Annotated in this window: 12 protein-coding genes; 3 read left to right on the forward strand and 9 right to left on the reverse strand. The window is 48.0% G+C overall.

From position 1 onward, the window contains the following. Window positions 1–69: 69 nt before the first annotated feature. The 7 genes from JYB87_RS05460 to gltB all read right to left on the reverse strand — a co-directional run bounded on the left by JYB87_RS05460 (window position 70) and on the right by gltB (window position 9,391). Entirely contained in the window at window positions 70–525 is a 456-nt protein-coding gene (locus tag JYB87_RS05460) for a hypothetical protein (protein ID WP_207355883.1), read from the reverse strand. A gap of 94 nt (window positions 526–619) precedes the next feature. Continuing rightward, the gene (locus JYB87_RS05465; RefSeq protein WP_207355884.1) at window positions 620–1,030 is read right to left on the reverse strand and encodes a nuclear transport factor 2 family protein; all 411 of its coding nucleotides are present in this window, start codon (window positions 1,028–1,030) and stop codon (window positions 620–622) included. Window positions 1,031–1,264: 234 nt separating this feature from the next. After that, window positions 1,265–1,645, reverse strand: a complete 381-nt coding sequence (locus JYB87_RS05470; protein ID WP_207356604.1) for a DUF2721 domain-containing protein — start codon at window positions 1,643–1,645, stop codon at window positions 1,265–1,267. 70 nt (window positions 1,646–1,715) lie between these two features. Beyond that, window positions 1,716–2,687, reverse strand: a complete 972-nt coding sequence (locus tag JYB87_RS05475; protein WP_207355885.1) for a cobalamin biosynthesis protein CobD/CbiB — start codon at window positions 2,685–2,687, stop codon at window positions 1,716–1,718. A gap of 4 nt (window positions 2,688–2,691) precedes the next feature. Then, window positions 2,692–3,384 (reverse strand): 5'-methylthioadenosine/adenosylhomocysteine nucleosidase, encoded by a 693-nt coding sequence (locus tag JYB87_RS05480; protein WP_207355886.1) that lies wholly within the window; start codon window positions 3,382–3,384, stop codon window positions 2,692–2,694. Window positions 3,385–3,525: 141 nt separating this feature from the next. After that, window positions 3,526–4,935 (reverse strand): FAD-dependent oxidoreductase, encoded by a 1,410-nt coding sequence (locus JYB87_RS05485; protein WP_207355887.1) that lies wholly within the window; start codon window positions 4,933–4,935, stop codon window positions 3,526–3,528. Window positions 4,936–4,942: 7 nt separating this feature from the next. Beyond that, complete coding sequence (gltB, locus tag JYB87_RS05490; RefSeq protein WP_207355888.1) at window positions 4,943–9,391, reverse strand: glutamate synthase large subunit; 4,449 nt, start codon at window positions 9,389–9,391, stop codon at window positions 4,943–4,945. 474 nt (window positions 9,392–9,865) lie between these two features. On the opposite strand from gltB, the gene JYB87_RS05495 reads away from it, so the two are divergent. The 3 genes from JYB87_RS05495 to oxyR all read left to right on the forward strand — a co-directional run bounded on the left by JYB87_RS05495 (window position 9,866) and on the right by oxyR (window position 12,421). Then, window positions 9,866–10,777, forward strand: coding sequence for a TIGR01212 family radical SAM protein (locus tag JYB87_RS05495; protein ID WP_207355889.1), 912 nt, complete (start codon window positions 9,866–9,868; stop codon window positions 10,775–10,777). A 115-nt stretch (window positions 10,778–10,892) separates the two neighbouring features. Further along, window positions 10,893–11,258 (forward strand): Hpt domain-containing protein, encoded by a 366-nt coding sequence (locus JYB87_RS05500; RefSeq protein WP_207355890.1) that lies wholly within the window; start codon window positions 10,893–10,895, stop codon window positions 11,256–11,258. A gap of 254 nt (window positions 11,259–11,512) precedes the next feature. After that, window positions 11,513–12,421, forward strand: coding sequence for a hydrogen peroxide-inducible genes transcriptional activator OxyR (gene oxyR / locus JYB87_RS05505; protein ID WP_207355891.1), 909 nt, complete (start codon window positions 11,513–11,515; stop codon window positions 12,419–12,421). Between the two features lie 69 nt (window positions 12,422–12,490). On the opposite strand, the gene JYB87_RS05510 is transcribed toward oxyR, so the two are convergent. After that, on the reverse strand, window positions 12,491–13,567 hold the full coding sequence (locus JYB87_RS05510) for an adenylate/guanylate cyclase domain-containing protein (protein WP_228729952.1): 1,077 nt from the start codon (window positions 13,565–13,567) through the stop codon (window positions 12,491–12,493). A gap of 120 nt (window positions 13,568–13,687) precedes the next feature. Beyond that, window positions 13,688–14,359 carry a DNA mismatch repair endonuclease MutH gene (gene mutH / locus JYB87_RS05515; RefSeq protein ID WP_207355893.1) on the reverse strand — a complete coding sequence of 224 codons (672 nt, stop codon included), beginning with the start codon at window positions 14,357–14,359 and terminating at the stop codon, window positions 13,688–13,690. Window positions 14,360–15,061: the final 702 nt, after the last annotated feature.

The following is a 15,061-nucleotide window of genomic DNA, read 5'->3' on the forward strand; positions in this document are numbered from 1 at the left end:
TTACGGCTATCAAAGGGAAGCACAACGCTTCCCTTTTTTGTGGGCGCTGTCCCGTGTCCAGTGCTGAACTCAGTCGTCAGAATCTTGTTGAGCAACTCGGCAGTTATTGGTGCCGTAAAAAGCGTCATTTTGGCAACGCCAACTCAACCCCGCCTTGGAGACCTTCCAGCCGGTGCCTTGTTTATCTAATGCCAAAATCAACAGCAATTGCGGATGGCCATCTCTTGATGGGCGCATGTTGTAGGTAATCACTTTGCCATCAACCTGGTTGGATTTAATCATTTCAAAGTCGGCGCCGCTATAACGTTGGCTGATGCTGTCGGGGCTGTTGGCCCAGCTGTCTTTAGAAAGGGTCGCTTTAAGTAACGCTTGATTGAATTTGCTGACGGGCTGCTCAGCATAAGAGAGCACCATCGGCGTTTCGTCGTTGCTTGAATTGCCGCTGTTAGGCGCTAATGCGGCATAAAGATTAACACTGAAAAATGCGCTGGTGGAAAGGAGCCAGCAGAAAACGGCATGCTTCATTAAGACCTCTTGCTTGCTGATGATGATCATCATGACAAACGTTAGTTACTGAGGTTTCGACCGATAAAGCCTAATGAAGTTCAGCATTTAATGATTATTGTGCCGCGAGTTGGTCAGACATGGTCTGATAGTCGATGTAATCCTCATGGCGATCTACCCGCTTGCGGTTCACATCAACATTTAAGGTGGTTACGCCAGGAATGGCCACATCGATGATTTTACCGGGCTTACCGAACTGCTCGCCTGGGCCTTTGAAATGATAGTTACCAATCATCACCACCAATGAGCCAGTATTAAACATGTGCTCGATATTGAAGTCGTACTCCAACACCCCACGATGAGCTCGCTCAAAGAAGGCAATGATGTTGCGGCCACCGGTATAACTGCGGCCCGCAGTGGCATCATTAAACACCGATTCGCGGCTGTAGAAGTTTTCTAACGTTTGATAATCATGGCCGGTGAGCGCTTGTATGTAACTGATCGCCAGCCGTTGTTCTCGCGGCATTTCGCTGTCGTCAGCGAAGACCGGAAATGAACAGACTAGGATCAGAAAAAGCCTCAAAAAGCGCAATGTGGTTGTCTCTTGTTAGGTGTCGGAAATAGCGGGCTACCAAGATATCTGCCGTTAATTGGCAGCATTGATAGCCGCATAATGCCCGTCTCACAAGTTGGGATCAACCCTTAAAATGGTGTTATTTAACCACGGTTGGCGAGTTTTACAGCAGACAGCGACAGTCGTTTACAAATTGTCCATATCTTTAAGATGGATATTCAGCGCATCCACAGAAATGCGAATTTCAACCACTGATAAGATCAGCGAGTACAGTAGTAGCAATAAGCTGCCGCCAAAAACAATCGAGCCAGTTTGATTAAATCCAAGATAAATCAAAATCATGCAAAATACGCACAGGGCAAAGCTGGAGACGCCAGCTTCCTGCATGCGGCGAATAATGACGATACGGCGACGCAAGTTTTTTAATTGCAGATGCGACACACGTTTCTCAGCATCGCTCAGGCTTCTGATTAAGGCTGCCAACGAGAAAAAACGGTTGGTGTAGGCAAGCAACAACAATGAAATCGCTGGAAATAGCAACGCTGGAGTAGTCAGCGAGATGTGCATATTTTCTAACACAGAGTACCTTCAATCATCAGATAAGTCGGAGAAAATCACGGGGCTAGTTTATCATTGGCTAACGCAATCTTAACAGTACCCACAGTGCGGGAATGATCAAACTAAACCCCAGCCAGCACCAGCGGCTGGTATTGGCCAAACTCAGCGCGCGCTCGATATCAGTACCTGTTGGGAGTTTATTCGGTCCGACTTTGTCGACGGCGATTCTTACACCGTGATATTTGCGGGCGCCGCCAAGTTCAATCGAGAGAATCATCGCTGCTAACTGGCAAATTTGCAGATAGCCGCGTTGTACTAGGCCGAATTTGCCGAGGTTAAATAGCTGAGTCAACGCCGCTGGACCGCCTTGTATGGCTAAGGTGAGGCGGCACGCTTGTACCGGCAACCAAAACAGCCAGTGATTGACATGGGTTAGCAGCGCACTGAATTGCCGATACTGAGGATTGCTGGGCGACCAACACTGTTCAAGGGTTTTCAGCATAATGGCCGCCAGCACCAGTGTCACGCCACCGAGCCAGAAAAATAGAATTGCCGCAATACTGCCATAGGCGGCAGAGGTGACCGCTAGTTCAATCGCAGTTTTGGCAATCCCTGCCTCAGACAAAATATCGGTATCGCGCGATGTCCAACGGCTTAACAGTGTGCGTGCAGTGGCTTTGTCGCTCACCAATAATGCGCGTCGAACCTGTTGAAACTCCGCTCGGGCGTGCAGATCTCGCATGCAACAATAGAGTACAGCAAACTCAAAAAAGTGCGGATACGCAGCGAGTTCAAGCAGAAATAACACAATTAGCCAGAAGGGGATGAGCAGCAGTAGTGTTGCCAAAACGCCCGCAATTTGCTGCTGGCGGTTACTGCGCCCTGCACGGCACACTTTGGTAGCCATGCGGGCAGCAAGTTCACTCAACCAATAGAGCGGATTGAAACGTTGCGCCAATGGCAGCACGAGCGCTGCCACTAATGCTGAGGCGATCAGCGCGAATCTGATCAGCAGAGGCCCATCATGACTGACAATTTGCTGCCACATCATTGCATTACAGGTGAGTTAACATACCCATCACCATTTGCGCAGATTGAGCCCCAGCTTTGATGATGTAAGTATCGAAATCGACAGGAGAGTCGTTATTCGCGTTATCTGACAGCGAACGGATCACCACAAACGGAGTGTTGAACTGGTGGCAAACTTGTGCAATTGCGGCACCTTCCATCTCACATGCTGCCATAGTGGGGAAGTGTTTGAGCATCACTGCGGTGCGGGCTGGATCGCAAATAAAACTGTCCCCGGTACAGATTAAACCTTCAATGGTTTGTACATCGACCAAGCTTGAAATCGCATCCCGCGCGGCTTGCTTCAATGCTTCATCAGCAACAAACGCAGCGGGTTGTTGCGCCATCTGCCCAATTTCATAACCAAAGGCAGTGACATCTACGTCGTGGTAACGCACTTCGCTAGAAATGACGATATCGCCGATATTGAGCGAGTCAACAAAACCGCCAGCAGAGCCAGTATTGATCACCGCATCCACCTCGAAGTGTTCAATTACCATTGTAGTGGCCATGGCTGCGGCCACCTTGCCGATGCCAGAACGGGTGATAACCACTTGCTTGCCCGCCAGTTCACCTTCAACAAACTCAATGCCTGCGATGGTAGTGGTGTTTGCTGCACTGGTGGCTGCGATAAGTTGCACAACTTCAGGTTCCATTGCGCCAATAATGCCAATTTTCATCAAAAAGCCTTTTTCAAAATCACGACTGCTATTGGGCGCAAACTATAGCACAGTTGGCTGATTGCACTTACAAAAAAGCGCACGCCTGAATCTCAGGGTGCGCTTTCAACAGCCTTGTAACTCGCAGTAACGAGTTAGTGATTAGTCATCAAGGTAATTCAGAATACCCAATGCTGCTTCACGTCCTTCGGCAATAGCGGTAACTACCAAGTCCGAGCCTCTGACCATATCGCCGCCCGCAAACACTTTTGGATTGCTGGTTTGGAATGGATTATCGCTCGCTTGAGGCGCAATCACGCGGTTCCATTGGTCAAGCTCAATACCGAAGTCAGCAAACCAACTTGCTGGGCTCGGTTGGAAACCAAACGCAATGATAATCGCATCTGCGTCGAGCACTTGATCGCTGCCAACAATGGCTTCAGCGCGACGACGACCACTGGCATCCGCTTCACCCATTTGGGTTTCAACGCACTCGATGCCAACCACTTTGCCCGCTTCGGTTTTAATCGCGGTTGGTTGACGGTTGAACAGGAATTCAACCCCTTCTTCACGCGCGTTTTTCACTTCACGGCGAGAGCCTGGCATGTTCTCTTCGTCACGGCGATAAGCACAGATAACTGAGGATGCTCCTTGGCGTACTGCAGTACGGACACAATCCATTGCAGTATCACCACCACCGAGCACCACCACACGCTTATCTTTCAAGTTGATGTAAGGTGTTGCGCTATCTTTTTCACCCAGTAGCGATTGAGTATTACCAATCAGGTATGGCAACGCTTGAATAACACCTTCAGCGTCTTCACCCTCAAGGTTGGCCTTCATCGCTGTGTAGGTACCCATGCCGAGGAATACCGCGTCGTAGTCTTCTACCAACTGTTTGAAGTCGATATCTTTACCGATTTCAATCCCGAGACGGAACTCAATTCCCATGCCTTCCATCACGGTACGGCGGGTTTGCATCACCGCTTTATCCAGTTTGAAGGAAGGAATGCCATAGGTGAGCAAGCCACCAATCTGTTGGTTCTTGTCAAACACAACTGGCGTGATACCGTTGCGCGCCAGAATGTCTGCACAACCTAAGCCTGCTGGGCCTGCGCCGATAATCGCCACTCTTTCAGGACGAGGAGTAACCTTCGACATATCAGGGCGCCAGCCTTGCGCAATCGCGGTATCGGTAATGTATTTTTCAACGTTACCGATAGTCACTGCACCAAAGCCTGCGTTTAAGGTGCATGAGCCTTCACACAGACGGTCTTGCGGACAAACGCGGCCACACACTTCCGGCAGGGTGTTGGTTTCGTGCACCAAATCGGCGGCTTCCATAATACGACCCTGTTTGGCCAAGTTCAGCCAGTTAGGGATGTAGTTATGCAATGGACAACGCCATTCACAATAGGGGTTACCACAATCGAGACAGCGGTCGGCTTGTTCATTCACCTGACTCTGCGAAAATGGTTGATAAATTTCGATAAACTGGCTTTTGCGTTTTTCAATTGCCTGCTTATCTGGGTCGACGCGGCCGACTTCAATAAATTGAAAATTGTTACTCATTGCTGTTTTACCCCGCTTTTACCGCCAGCTCTGGAGAGGAACCCTGCACTTTGAGCAGATCCGCAGCCGCAATGTTCTTTGGCTTCACCAGTACGAAACAATCCAGCCAGTTCTCAAAATCATGCAAAATGGCTTTGGCGTGATCGCTGCCGGTTTCGGCGACATGTTGTTCAATCAATCCACGCAGATGTTGTTGATGGATAGGTGCTTCGACCTTGAGGATCTCTACCATCTCTTTATTCACGCGGCGAGCAAATTTACCAAATTGGTCAAATACATAGGCAAAACCGCCGGTCATACCCGCACCAAAGTTTACTCCTGTCGTGCCGAGAACAACCACAATACCGCCGGTCATGTATTCGCAGCCGTTATCACCCACACCTTCAACCACGGCCAGTGCACCTGAGTTACGTACACCAAAACGTTCGCCGGCACGGCCAGCAGCAAACAATTTACCGCCAGTTGCGCCATATAAGCAGGTGTTACCGATGATTGAGCTGCGTTCGGTTTTAAAGGCGCTGCCATGCGGTGGATGGATCGTCAGCTTACCACCCGACATGCCTTTGCCGACGTAGTCGTTGGCATCGCCACATAAGGTCATTTCTAAGCCTTCATTGTTCCACACCCCGAAGCTTTGACCCGCACTGCCATTAAAACGGATGCTGATTGGCTGCGGGCAACCTTTTACGCCCCATTTACTGGCGATGTAGCCAGACAAAGTTGCGCCTACAGAGCGGTCTGTATTGCTGATGTTGAAACAGGCATCAAAGCCTTCGCCGTTATCCACCAGTTCCGCGCATTTGGCCACTAACTCTTGGTTTAATTCGCCCTTATCAGCGGTGACGTTGGCTTCTTTCCACGTCAGTGCCGTTGTAGGTTTTACTACGGGACGATACAAGATTGGCGATAAATCCAAGCCTTGCTGCTTATCGGTTTGACCTTCAAGCAGTTGCAGCCATTCGCTACGACCAACGAGGTCTTCAAAGCGGCTGACACCGAGTTTAGCCATCCATTCACGCACATCGCGTGCGACAAATTGGAAGTAGGTCATCACTCGCTCTGGCAGACCGTGATAATGCTTTTCACGCAGGTTTTGGTCTTGAGTTGCAACACCTGTAGCACAGTTGTTCAAGTGACAGATTCGCAGGTAGCGACAACCTAAGGCGATCATCGGTACGGTACCAAAACCAAAACTTTCAGCACCCAACAGCGCGGCTTTAATGACATCTGTACCGGTTTTCAAACCACCGTCCACTTGGAGGCGGATCTTGTGGCGCAGCCCATTTTCTACCAAGGCTTGATGCACTTCGGCTAAACCGAGTTCCCATGGACTACCGGCGTATTTCACCGAAGTCAGTGGGCTTGCGCCGGTACCACCGTCGTTACCTGCAACGGTAATCATATCGGCATAAGCTTTAGCAACACCGGTGGCAATGGTGCCAATTCCCGGCTCAGATACTAGCTTCACTGACACCATGGCTTTCGGGTTTATCTGTTTCAAGTCGAAGATCAGCTGCGCTAAGTCTTCAATTGAGTAGATGTCGTGATGCGGCGGTGGCGAAATCAAGGTGACCCCTGGACGGGCATAACGCAGTGAGGCGATTTCCACGCTCACTTTATCGCCTGGCAGTTGACCACCTTCACCCGGTTTTGCCCCTTGCGCGACTTTAATCTGCAGCACATCCGCATTGACCAGATAGTGCGCAGTTACCCCGAAACGTCCAGACGCAATCTGTTTGATGCGAGAGTTACGCTCAGTATTAAAGCGACGTGGATCTTCACCACCTTCACCAGAGTTAGAGCGACCACCTAAACGGTTCATCGCAATCGCTAATGCTTCGTGTGCTTCTGGGCTCAATGCCCCGATACTCATTGCGGCAGTATCAAAACGTGGGTACAGAGTGCTGTCTGCTTCAACATCGGCTACATCAATGGCTGGCAATTCACTCTTAATCGCCATCAAATCACGGAAGGTGGCTACCTTACGTTCATCCACTAACTTGGCGAATTTTTGGTAATCAGCGTAGTTTTCAGTGGCTAACGAGGCTTGCAGTGTATTGACCACATCTGGGTTAAAGGCATGGTATTCACCCCCTTCAACATATTTCAGCAAGCCACCTTGTGGCAGCGGCAAGTGGGCACGAAATGCGGTCTTGGCCAGCTTTTGCTGATCAGCTTCAATACCTTTAAAGCCAACCCCTTGCACTCGGCTAACCACACCTTTAAAGCATTGTTCAACCACTTCATCAGCGAGACCAATGGCTTCAAACAGTTGGCTGCAACGGTATGAGGCAACTGTAGAAATGCCCATCTTAGACATAATCTTACGCAGGCCTTTCTCAATCCCTTGGCGGTAATTGAGCATCAGCCCCACCATGTCTTCTTGACCATAGTTAGGTGCCATACCTGAAATCGTTTCATAGACCAAATATGGGTAGATAGCGGTCGCCCCAAAACCAAGCAATACTGCAAAGTGATGTGGATCGCGCACAGCACCGGTTTCTACGATGATGTTGGTGTCACAGCGCAGTTGTTTGGTCACCAACATCTGTTGCACTGAGCCCACTGCCATCGCCATTGGGATGACCAGCTTATCTTTGCTGATGTTACGGTCAGACAACACAATCAAGGTGGTGCCTGTGCTGGCGTAGCGTTCCGCTTCTTCTGTGATGCGTACCGTTGCAGCTTGCAGGCCTTCTTCGGCGCTGTAGCTTAAGTCAACGATATTGGCTTTGTAGAAATTGCTATCCAATTGCAGCAATTGGTTAAAATCGCTGTACAACAACACTGGCGAGTTAAACATGACGCGATAGGCGTGACCGGTAGTTTCGTTGAACATGTTCTGTTCTTTACCGATACAGGTCGCTAATGACATCACGTGTTTTTCACGCAGTGGGTCGATAGGTGGGTTGGTCACCTGAGCAAATTTTTGGCGGAAATAATCGAAAATCGAGCGTTGTTTGGCTGACAACACTGCCATCGGCGTATCGTCACCCATAGAGCCAATCGCTTCTTCGCCGCGGCTTGCCATCACCCAAATCACTTGCTCTAACTCTTCGCGAGTGTAGCCAAAGTATTTTTGGAATTGCAGCAACTTGTCGGCATCAAACTCACCCACACCTAATTGGTCTACTGGCAATTGCTCAGCAGGCGTTAGGGTCCGGCTGTTTTTCTTCATCCATTCTTTATAGGGGTGACGACGTTTCAAATCGTTGTCGATTTCAAATGATTGGAACAGGCGACCACTCAAGGTATCCAGCACCAGTAATTCACCTGGGCCTACACGGCCTTTTTCGACCACTTCATCCGGCTGGTAATCCCAAATACCGACTTCTGAGGCGAGGGTGATGATACGGTCTTTGGTCACCACATAACGTGATGGGCGCAAACCGTTACGGTCTACCGCGCAAGCAGCATAACGACCGTTGGTCATTACGATACCCGCTGGGCCATCCCATGGTTCCATGTGCATGGAGTTGAAGTCGTAGAAGGCTTTCAGCTCTTCGTCCATTTCTGGATTACTTTGCCATGCTGGTGGAATAAGCAAGCGCATTGCACGATACAAGTCCATGCCGCCAGCCAGCAGCATCTCTAACATGTTATCCAGCGATGAAGAATCTGAACCGGTTTCATTTACAAATGGCGCAGCTTGCTGCAAATCAGGCAGCAAGGGTGAGCTAAATTTGTACGCACGTGCACGTGCCCACTGACGGTTACCGGTAATGGTATTAATTTCGCCGTTGTGCGCTAAAAAGCGGAATGGCTGTGCTAACGGCCACTTTGGCGATGTGTTCGTTGAAAAGCGCTGATGGAACAGACAAATAGCACTTTGCAAACGCAGATCTGCGAGATCTGAGTAAAATGCCGGCAGGTCAGCTGGCATCATCAGTCCTTTATAGACGATGACTTGGCCTGACAAACTTGCGACATAGAAATCCTTGTCACCGAGTAGCTGTTGTTCAATTCGACGACGAGCCATATATAAGCGACGTTCAACATCGCGCTCGCGCCAGCCTACTGGTGCATTGACTAATACTTGCCAAATATCGGGCAGGCTTGCTTTACCGATCTCACCCAACACTTCTGGGTTCACCGGAACGTGGCGCCACCCTGCAATGCTCAGCATCTCTTTTTCTAATTCTTGTTCGATAAGCACTTTGGCGGCTTCTGCCAGCTCTTGTTTTTGGCTTAGGAACAACATGCCCACAGCGAACTGCCGACTGAGATGCCAGCCTTGTTCTTCAGCAATGGCCTCAAAGAAGCTGGTTGGCATTTGCATAAGCAAACCACAGCCATCACCTGTGCGCCCGTCTGAAGCAATCCCACCACGATGTTTCATGCGATCTAAACCGTGAATTGCTGTTCGCACAATACGGTGACTCGCTTCACCGTCCATTTGTGCAATCAAGCCAAATCCACAGTTTTCCCGCTCAAAACTGGGATGATACAAACTCATACAAACCCCCCAAAAACGTCGACAACATGAATCTGAATAGATAGCTGTCTAAAGATATGCACCCGAACCAATCAAACTATCCTGAGAGTCTTCAAACGTCAAACCAAAAGATTGCATATATTCAATTCAAATTCGCTCATTTCATAAATATTTTCTAATTACATGCCGTTAACGTAAACTGAAGAATATCACGTATAACATTATGAATAAAAAGAAATTTATAAATTCATTAAAAAAATTCACACCAAAGTGTAACATTTTTGATGCAAAAAATTATTGAACTGAGTGCTGTTTTTTTGAACTATGCAACTGTGTTTAAATAGTCGTAAAATTTGACTAACTATTCATCTTGGGGTGGTTAGGAACGGACGTAGGTCGTTGGGGATAACGGCCCAAACTTTGATTTAGCACATACACATATTCAGCAGCAGCTTATAACATGCGCGCTTTCTGTATTGCTGTTTGTGTGTGTCCATGGGATTAGATGATTTTGTGTATACGCTTGGCCGTTATTGCCAAGATAATTTTGGTCAACGGGTACAAAAATTAACCCTCGACGCTAAGTTCACTTGTCCTAATCGTGATGGCACGCTGGGTAAAGGCGGCTGTACATTTTGCAATGTCGCTTCTTTTAGCCATGAGCCCGATACGCAACTCAGCATAGCCGAACAGCTCACCGGTGGTAAACAACGTTTGCGGGCAAAAGCGAATAAATTTTTCGCTTACTTTCAAGCCTATACTAGCACCTATGAAGAATACGCACTGTTAAAACGTCGCTATGATGAAGCGCTGCAGGTGGCCGATCTCGTGGGGCTGTGTGTGGGGACTCGGCCTGATTGTGTCCCTGATACAGTATTGGCCTTGTTGGCCGACTATCAACAACAGGGATATGAAGTTTGGCTCGAACTCGGGCTGCAAACTGCTAATGATGACACCTTACACCGAATTAACCGTGGCCATACGTTTGCCGCCTACCAGGATGCGGTGACGCGGGCTCGACGTTTTGGATTAAAAGTCTGCACGCACCTTATCTTTGGTTTTCCTCATGAAACGATTGTCGATCATCAAATAACCTTGGCAAAAGTGCTCGATGCGGGGGTTGATGGCCTTAAATTACATCCTCTGCACGTTGTTGAAGGTAGCACTATGGCTAAAGCGTGGCGCGCTGGGCGACTGACACCGCCCACCTTGGAAGAATACGTGGCGAGTGCCGCGGATATTATTCGACGCACGCCAAAGGAGATTGTGTTTCATCGAGTGACTGCTTACACCAAAATGCCAATGTTGCTTGCACCACAGTGGTGTGCCAGTCGTTGGATAGGCTTAGTCGGGATTGTCGATAATCTGGCGGAATATGGTGGCCAAGGCACCTATCTGACTGATTGATTGTTAACGTTTGGTAACAGCGGAATAAAAAGTAGCACCAGCTTGAGTACAGCGGTTGCACGCTGAAGTTAAGCAGGTATTATGTGAACAGTTTTTAAATGTAAGGAGTGCCTCAATGGCGAATAGCGAATTGGATTCAGTACTCGATCTCAACACGCTGGAACAGTATTGCAGTGCAATTGGTGCCGGAACATTACTGCGCAGCGTTGTGTTGTTTGAGAAATTGTTACCAGAATACTTAGCTAAGCTGAAAGCGGCTTATGATGCTGGTGACAATGACGTACTGTGTTCTGAAGCGCATAAGTTCAAAGGCGCTGCTGGTTCTGTAGGTTTGAAGCGTGTCCATCATTTGGCACAGTATTTACAGCATGGTGAAGACCCTCAGTGGGCTGCACATCACGCCGAATGGTTGGCTGAGATAATGAAGTTGATTGAGGGTGATTTGGCCACGCTGAAGCGGTTCTTAGAAGAGAAAGCCTAAGCGCTGACACAGCTCGCTATCACGAATGGGTGACGCTTAGTGCGTCACTTTTTGTTTGTGTGGTTGGTATCTTCGGATATTATCCACTGTTCTTATCTGTTTTTTCATAAAAAAGCTGTCATTTCATCGTTCATTTCGTTTACAGTGAATTTTCTGAAAGATAAATTTGATAATGGTTCTGGCGTTATCTACTCGATTTTTGTATTGTGGTATTGTATTACAAATTTCAGGGTAGACAATCGGTGTCTAAAACAATGAAACATTTGCCCAGCCTAAAAAATCTTTATTACTTGGTGAACTTACACCAAGAGCAGAACTTCAATCGCGCTGCCAAACTGTGCCACGTGAGTCAGTCAACCTTGTCTAGCGGCATCCAGAATTTGGAAGAGCAGCTTGGCTACCAACTTATCGAACGTGACCATAAGTCGTTTATGTTCACCGCAATCGGTGAAGAGGTTGTGCAGCGTGCACTGAAAATTTTGACCGATGTGGACGATCTGGTGGAGTTGGTGAAAAACCAAGGTGAACCGATGACCGGTGAAATTCGCCTTGGCTGTATTCCCACAATTGCGCCGTTTTTGCTTAGCCGCGTGGTGAAACAGTGTCAGAAGAGTTATCCAAAGCTCAGTTTACTCTTGAAGGAAGACACAACGGATCGCTTATTAGCTTCACTCGGCAAGGGGGAACTCGACCTGTTACTGTTGGCTTTGCCTGCGGACGTTTCAGGGTTCCACAGCATGAAAGTGGGCATTGACCCATTTAAACTGGTTATCCACAAAGATCTCGCCGCGGATGTGCAACTGCCGATCGACTATCAAACCTTGCCAGACGAGAGCATCTTTTTGCTGCAAAATGAACACTGCATCACTGGTCATGCAATTAGCGCCTGTAAGTTAAGCGATAGTGCCAAAGTGAATCCGTTTGCGGCTACTAGCCTGCATACGCTGGTGCAGATGGTCAACAGCAAGCTCGGTACAACCTTCTTGCCACAAATGGCGATTGATGCTGGGATTTTAAGAGATACAGACTTGTCTGTGTTGAATCCGCCGGGTGATGCACCATATCGGGAGATTGGCATTGTATGGCGTCAAACCACGAGCCGTATTATGACCTTCCGCACTCTCGGGTTAGAAATCCAAAAGCTGTTGAAGCTAGAAGATTAACCATCAAAAAAGCCGCGAAAGCGGCTTTTGTATTTTTATCGCCCCTGCTTAAGGGCATGCACACGCCAATCAATTACCCTGCTTAGGCTTCACACCATACACTTCAATCGAGTGCTGTTTGCCTTTTAGCTTTACTGGGCCGAGGTTGGTGAGTTGGTATTCGCTGTGGCTGTTTTCCAGGCGAGATACCAAGGCGCCAGAGAGCAGCATACGTTGACCTAATGGATTACATTGGTCCTGTAGACGGGCGAGGGTGTTAATCACATCACTAAAGAAACTGATCTCTTGCTTTTGTACCCCAACAACCGCAGCGACCACTTGACCACAGTGGGCAGCCGCTTTGAACTTGGGCACAAATCCGTAGTGTTCTTCAAAATAGCGACGCTGCCAGTTGAGCTGTTGGCTGAACTCAAAGTAGATGTTCATACAGCGATCATGCTTTACGCCTTTTTCCAGCGGCCAATGAATTAACACCGCATCCCCCATGTAACGGTAAATCTCGGCTTCGTTGTTGTTTACCGTTTCAGTCAGCAGGCTAAAACAATCTTGGATAAGACGACTAAAACGATAGTCACCCAGCGACTCTGCATGGGTGGTCGATGCCACCATATCTAGGTACATAAACAGTCGTTGTTCATAGCGCGGCCGGTGGTATTTACCCATGCCTATGTTCAGCAAAATACGTGGGCCTACCAGCAACGCCATCTGTTCAATAAACGCCAGTCCAACACGAACGACGACCAGATACACCATCAAGGCTTGGAACGATGGACTATAGAGAATGTGGACAGTGAGCATCTGCCGCAACGTGGCAATATGGTTTTCTAGCGCCCACATATTGAGGTACTGCGTCATATACGCCAGTGTTGTGGCGCCCAATAGCAGGAATAAACCTTTAAACACAACCGAGAAAATATAAGGGAGGCGGTTGATGGCGCTAAAGTCTGCGATGAGGTTCGACATCCAATGCAGGCTGCCAAAAATCACCCCAAGATAGATCGCGAGAGTGGCAAAGTCGCCAGGACTTACCGCCCATTGAGGCACTTCGAGGGTTTGGGAATAGCGAAAAAACACAAAAGCCGACATTGCCCCTGTCCAGGCCAAAATGGCAAATAGTAGTTTTTTAGCCTGAACTTTAGCTCTCACGAAAAATATTTTGTCCGAACTTACGCCTCATCCCCAAGGAGCGCTAGTTTATAGATATAACCCTATATTTTCCAGTGATATGTGTGACCTAGATCAACTCAGCGTCAACTCATTGGCTACTTATCCGAAATAATCTCGCAAAATTTGGGTCGTAAATTGGGTCTTTAAATAGAAGCCTCGAGGATTGGTTTGTTGCATGCTACCGTCCTCAGCAATGCTGTTGGTCATAGCCTTGCTATTGGCTGCTTTGGGTCTAAGTTGCAGCACTTCGCCGTGACGCGCGCTAATCTGGCTGACTTTACCTAGGCTGATCAATTCCATGATCTCTTCCCAATCCTGCTTCAACTGCTGTTGTTGCCGTGTGGTAGGCTGCCAGAGTATCGGCATACCCACGCGGCGGGCGCCGATGGCGATCTGTCGTTCACCTTCTACGGGGATCCACAGCACGCGCTGCAGTTTGTGGTAAACCAAGCTGTCTTCCCAGCGTAAGCCGGTAACATTAGCAAGCGGCGCGACACAGACATAGGTCGTCTCTAACGGTAATCCGGCGGCATTAAGTGGAAGACTCTTTAGCTCGACGCCAAGGTGTAAAAAATCCTGTTCCGGCTTTGAGCCTGCCTCAGCACCCAAGGCGGCCTCAAATAATTGCCCCACCCATCCTTTGTCTCGGCGCAGATCCTTTGGCACAGCAATGTTTAGCTCCTTCGCTATATCCGCTAAGGATAAGCCGGCTAACGCTTCGGCGCGCTGCATAAGCTGCTCAACACTGTTCGGTGGCGGGACATGGGTCATACTGAATGGTCATCAACTTGAGTGAATGTGGATAGATTTTATATTGGTTAAAAATAGTACAACATGGTTTTGCACAGAAAAAACTCTTGATAACGATGTGCTATCAATATGAATTTTATAGTGAAATTAATTCTGTGTATATTGCTGAAAAACGTTTTACCTTTTTACTCTCTGGATTCCCCCTCTTTTCCAACAAGGTTATCAACAGTTTTGTGGGATAACCAAATCATTCAGCTTAAATGTGACCGCTAAATCAACATCGACGTCCAGTTGTAATCAAAAGGTAGCGTTTTTATTGAGGAAACCGATAAAAGTTTTTAATTATATGCCCCTCAATGTGTTGATAACTTAAATGTGTGCCTATCTGCTGTTTTTATCACCATATCGAAATTTGACGCTGCTTAGTTACATGTAAATCAGTATTAAATTGTTATGTATCAATAATTTGTATAGATTTGATTGCAGTCTGCTTTTTGCGCGGTTTGTCCAAGAATCAGACTTTTTCCCGAGTATTCGCCAGTTGCGAACATAGATATCCACAGTTTTTGTGGATAGTTCGCAAATTGCAGCCAATAAAAGTGAATAACTTAGGAAACGGACGCAAAATATTCACCTTCATCGCTGTCAAATTCTGGCAAAGTTGGTAATTGCCGCTGAGCGAGGTTTGTGAAACAATCAATTCATTAATCTTGCTCGATTTTT

Source organism: Shewanella avicenniae (assembly GCF_017354945.1).
Taxonomy (GTDB): domain Bacteria; phylum Pseudomonadota; class Gammaproteobacteria; order Enterobacterales; family Shewanellaceae; genus Shewanella; species Shewanella avicenniae.

Bases quoted from the DNA above. Each gene is read 5' to 3' on its own strand.
- oxyR (WP_207355891.1), top strand. From the start codon at position 11,513: ATGAAACATTTGCCCAGCCTAAAAAATCTTTATTACTTGGTGAACTTA.
- JYB87_RS05460 (WP_207355883.1), bottom strand. From the start codon at position 525: ATGAAGCATGCCGTTTTCTGCTGGCTCCTTTCCACCAGCGCATTTTTC.
- gltB (WP_207355888.1), bottom strand. From the start codon at position 9,391: ATGAGTTTGTATCATCCCAGTTTTGAGCGGGAAAACTGTGGATTTGGC.
- JYB87_RS05485 (WP_207355887.1), bottom strand. From the start codon at position 4,935: ATGAGTAACAATTTTCAATTTATTGAAGTCGGCCGCGTCGACCCAGAT.
- JYB87_RS05465 (WP_207355884.1), bottom strand. From the start codon at position 1,030: ATGCCGCGAGAACAACGGCTGGCGATCAGTTACATACAAGCGCTCACC.
- JYB87_RS05500 (WP_207355890.1), top strand. From the start codon at position 10,893: ATGGCGAATAGCGAATTGGATTCAGTACTCGATCTCAACACGCTGGAA.
- JYB87_RS05475 (WP_207355885.1), bottom strand. From the start codon at position 2,687: ATGATGTGGCAGCAAATTGTCAGTCATGATGGGCCTCTGCTGATCAGA.
- JYB87_RS05495 (WP_207355889.1), top strand. From the start codon at position 9,866: ATGGGATTAGATGATTTTGTGTATACGCTTGGCCGTTATTGCCAAGAT.
- JYB87_RS05480 (WP_207355886.1), bottom strand. From the start codon at position 3,384: ATGAAAATTGGCATTATTGGCGCAATGGAACCTGAAGTTGTGCAACTT.
- JYB87_RS05470 (WP_207356604.1), bottom strand. From the start codon at position 1,645: ATGCACATCTCGCTGACTACTCCAGCGTTGCTATTTCCAGCGATTTCA.
- mutH (WP_207355893.1), bottom strand. From the start codon at position 14,359: ATGACCCATGTCCCGCCACCGAACAGTGTTGAGCAGCTTATGCAGCGC.